This is a genomic window from Nocardioides sp. NPDC057577, from assembly GCF_042801335.1.
GTDB lineage: Bacteria > Actinomycetota > Actinomycetes > Propionibacteriales > Nocardioidaceae > Nocardioides.
The window spans coordinates 1-3,732 of sequence record NZ_JBHVGB010000290.1; the positions used below are offsets into that span (position 1 = coordinate 1).

Consider the following 3,732-nt stretch of genomic DNA (forward strand, 5'->3'; position numbering starts at 1 on the left):
GGGTCAGCCGGCGAGGTGGGACCAGGCCGGGGCGAGCTCGGCCCACGGACCCACAGCGGCGATCTCGCCGTCGACCATGACGACGACGCGGTCGGCCTGGGCGAGAGCGGCTCGCTTCGAGGTGGCTCCGATGACCGTCGTGTGCCGGTCGCGCAGCGCCCGCCAGAGCTCGATCTCGGTCGCGGCGTCCAGCGCCGAGGACACGTCGTCGGCCAGGAGCAGCTCGGTGTCGGCGGCCAGCGCTCGTGCGAGGGCGAGGCGCTGGACCTGCCCCCCGGAGAGCCGTACGCCACGGTGACCGACGATCGCGTCCGCGCCGCCCGCCTCCTTGACGTCGAGCTCGAGCCGCGCGTCGGCGACCGGGCTGTCGAAGGGTCGGTCGTGGCCCAGGCGGATGTTGTCGGCGAAGGTGCCGGAGAGCACCCGTGGCACCTGGGCGACGTACGCCACCTGCCCCGGCCTCAGGAAGGACTGCGGGTCCTGGACCAGCTCGTCGTTCCACCGGATGGTGCCGGTGTGCTCGATGAGGCCGGCCAGCGACGCCAGCAGGGACGACTTTCCGGAGCCGACCTGCCCCACGAGCAGGACCAGCTCGCCGCGCGAGATCGTGAGCGAGACGTCGGAGACACCGATCGTGCCGTCGTCGTGGACCGCTGACAGGGCCGAGATCTCGAGGGAGTCGAGCGGCACCTGGTCGACCGGACCCGGATCCGGCGCTTCACCGGAGACCAGGTCGACGCCCGGCGGCAGGTCCATCAGGTCGCGACCACCGGCGAACCGGCTGGTCTCCTTCTGCCACGCACGCGTGCCCGGAGCCTCGGTGACGACCATTCCGGCCACCCGGCCGAACCAGTCGAAGCCCGAGACGGCGTTGGCCACCAGCAGCGCCGTGGCCAGACCCCAGCCACCGCCGAAGTAGATCCCCCAGGCAGCCACGACGCCGCACTGCACCATGAGCGCGGGGACCCCGTCGAGGAATGCCTGCACCCGGTGTTCCTTCACCGCTGCCTCGACCCGGCCAGAGTCGACGTGCTGCAGGTGGGCGTGGACCTGCGGTGTGGCCGCGGCCAGCTTCACGGTGCGTACGGACTCCAGCGCGGAGACCACCGCGCGACCGAACCGAGCGCGAGCGGCGGAGGAGGCCGTGGCGGAGCGGCCGGCGATCGGCCGGCCGACCGCGGAGGCCAGCGCCGAGGCGATCATGACGACCAGGAGCACGGCGCCCGCGAGCGCGGTGCCCGCCAGCAGGGCGGTGATCGTCGCGATGACCAGGCCGTTGACGAAGTCGACCCAGCGGTCGGCGTAGCGGGCGTAGCGGTCCGCGTCCATCGAGCGAGCGACGACCTCACCCGGCGGCGTACGCGTCAGCCGGTGCTGGCGGGTCTGGCCGTAGAGCACAGCCATCCGCGCCCGCAGCATGACCTCGATCCACCAGCGCGGGTAGCGGTAGAAGGCGTCGGCGAGCATCAGCGGCGCGGCCAGCAGGCTGACCACGAGCAGCACCGACATCACCGTCGGCCTGCCGCCGTCCTGCAGAGACTCGACGATCCGGCCCCACAGGAGCCCGGTGAAGGCACCCTGCGCACCAGTCATCGAGGCGAACAGGAAGAGCAGCGCACCCGCGACACCCCACTCGGGGCGCAGGAACAGGGCGTGCAGGATCCCCCGGGCGAGAGTTGGCCCGGTGCCGACCTCGGGGACGTCCGGCGGAGCGCCCGAGCGACGCTTGCCGCCCACGTTGCCCTCCGCGACATGGTCGAGGGTGGAGTGGTCGACTGGCTTGGCGTCCGGCGACGGCGAGTCGTGGTGATCAGTGCGGCTGGCCTCCAGCAGGTCGCGGAACGGCCCGGGCGCGGTCGCCAGCGAGGCCCGCAGGCCGTGCTGGATCACCCGGCCGTGGTCGAGCACGGCCACATGAGGAGCGCGCTCGATGGTGGAGAGCCGGTGGGCGATCAGGATGCCCGTGCGCCCGGTCAGCAGCCGGTCGGCGGCCGCAACCACCCGGCGCTCGGTGAGCGGGTCCATCCGCGCGGTCGCCTCGTCGAGCACGACCACCCGTACGTCGCGCACCAGCAGCCGCGCGAAGGCAACCAGCTGCTCCTCCCCCGCCGACAACGAGGTGCCGCCGGGGCCGAGCAGGGTGTCGAGCCCGTCGGGGAGACCCCCGACCCACTCGGAGAGCCCGAGCCGGGCGACCGCCCGCTCGATGTCCTCGCGCGGACGCTCGTCGTCGAAGAGCGCGATGTTCTCCGCGAGCGTGCCGGCCAGGATCTCGGTGCGCTGTGTCACCACTCCCACGGAGGCGCGCAGCTGCTGCAGGTCGAGGTCGCGTACGTCCACGTCGCCCAGGAACACCGAGCCGCGCGGCGGCTCGACCGCCCGGGAGAGCAGCGAGGCGAGCGTCGACTTGCCCGAGCCGGTGCGGCCCACCAGGGCGATGGTGTCGCCGGCCGGCACCGTGAGCGAGATGCCCTGGAGGGCGAAGGTGCCCTCGGCGTAGGAGAAGGTCAGGTCGCGCAGGTCGACCTCCAGCGCTCCCCCGTCGGGCACGGGCGCGCCGCCCTCGGGCTCCGGCTCGGAACCCATCATCTGACGCAGCCGGATGACCGCGCCGAGGCCGGCCTGAATGTCGGGCAGGTGGTTGGCGAGCATCGCGATCTGGCCCACGAACGTGCTCGTGACCAGGAACAACGTCACCAGCGCGCTGATCCCGAGACGGTCGGTCGCGGCGAGCGCCACTCCGGCCAGACCGATGCCGGCCAGCAGCGAGTGGAGCAGCACCCCGGCGCGACGACCGACCTTGGCCTCGACCGTGACGACCGCACGGAACTTCTCGTGGACCGTCGCCGACAGCCTCGCCACTCGGGCGACCACGTGGTCCTGGCCCAGGCTCGTACGCAGGTCGTCACGCCCCGCGATGCCCTCCTCGAGCACGGCGGCATGGTCGGTCCAGGACGCCTCCTCGATGACCTTGAGCTCGGAGATCTTGCCCAGCAGCCGACGGATGACGAACCAGGTCACCACGGCGAGCAGCGGGAACAGGATCGCCGCCGGCCACCAGGTGAAGCTGGCCACGATCCACATCGGCAGCGCCGCGAAGACCGAGCGGAAGAGCATCCACAGCTGCCAGCGCAGCAGGTTGCCGACCTCGTGGGAGTCGTCGTCGACCCGGTCGAGGATCTCGCCGACGGCCTGCTCGCTCAGCTCCGAGAGCGGCTGACGCATGGCAGCCTGGAGCACGTCCTCGCGCAGCTTGCCCTCGACCCGGTCGGAGACCCCGACCCAGGCGATCTTCGCGGTCGAGTCGACCAGCGAGGCGCCGATCACGCACAGCGCCAGCCAGCCGACCAGGCTCGCGGTCGGGTTCTCGGCCAGCCGCCCGGCCACGACGGTGCCGATCGACTGGCCCACCATGGCGACCGCCAGCGCGATCAGCGCCGCGACCGTCACCGGCCCCTTCAGGCGTCGCCAGTCGACCTGCCGGCTCGGGTCGGCAGGGTCGGCGGGGACTCCGAGAGCCTTGCCTGAGGTGGGCGCGGGCGGAGTCGAGAGGGTCGCAGTCATCAGAAGATCACGGTATGCGCGACCACCGACACCCACCTAAAGGTTTTCCGCCCTCACCCGGCCACAAACACGATGCTGACCTGCATCTATAGGAATCAGAAGAAAGATCTGGAGACCAAGGTCACGTACGCCGGGAAGGTGTCCTGACACAGGACGACGGCCCGGCAC

The 3,732-nt window shown here is 71.8% G+C and carries 1 protein-coding gene; it reads right to left on the reverse strand.

Annotated features, from left to right (window positions below; genetic code table 11):
* Positions 1 to 3: 3 nt before the first annotated feature.
* A complete protein-coding gene (locus ACFU7D_RS29020) occupies positions 4 to 3,564 on the reverse strand; it encodes an ATP-binding cassette domain-containing protein (RefSeq protein WP_378873823.1) in 3,561 nt (1,186 codons plus the stop codon).
* Between the last annotated feature and the right edge of the window lie 168 nt (positions 3,565 to 3,732).

Coding starts and splice junctions, on each gene's coding strand:
- ACFU7D_RS29020 (WP_378873823.1), bottom strand. CDS start 3,564: ATGACTGCGACCCTCTCGACTCCGCCCGCGCCCACCTCAGGCAAGGCT.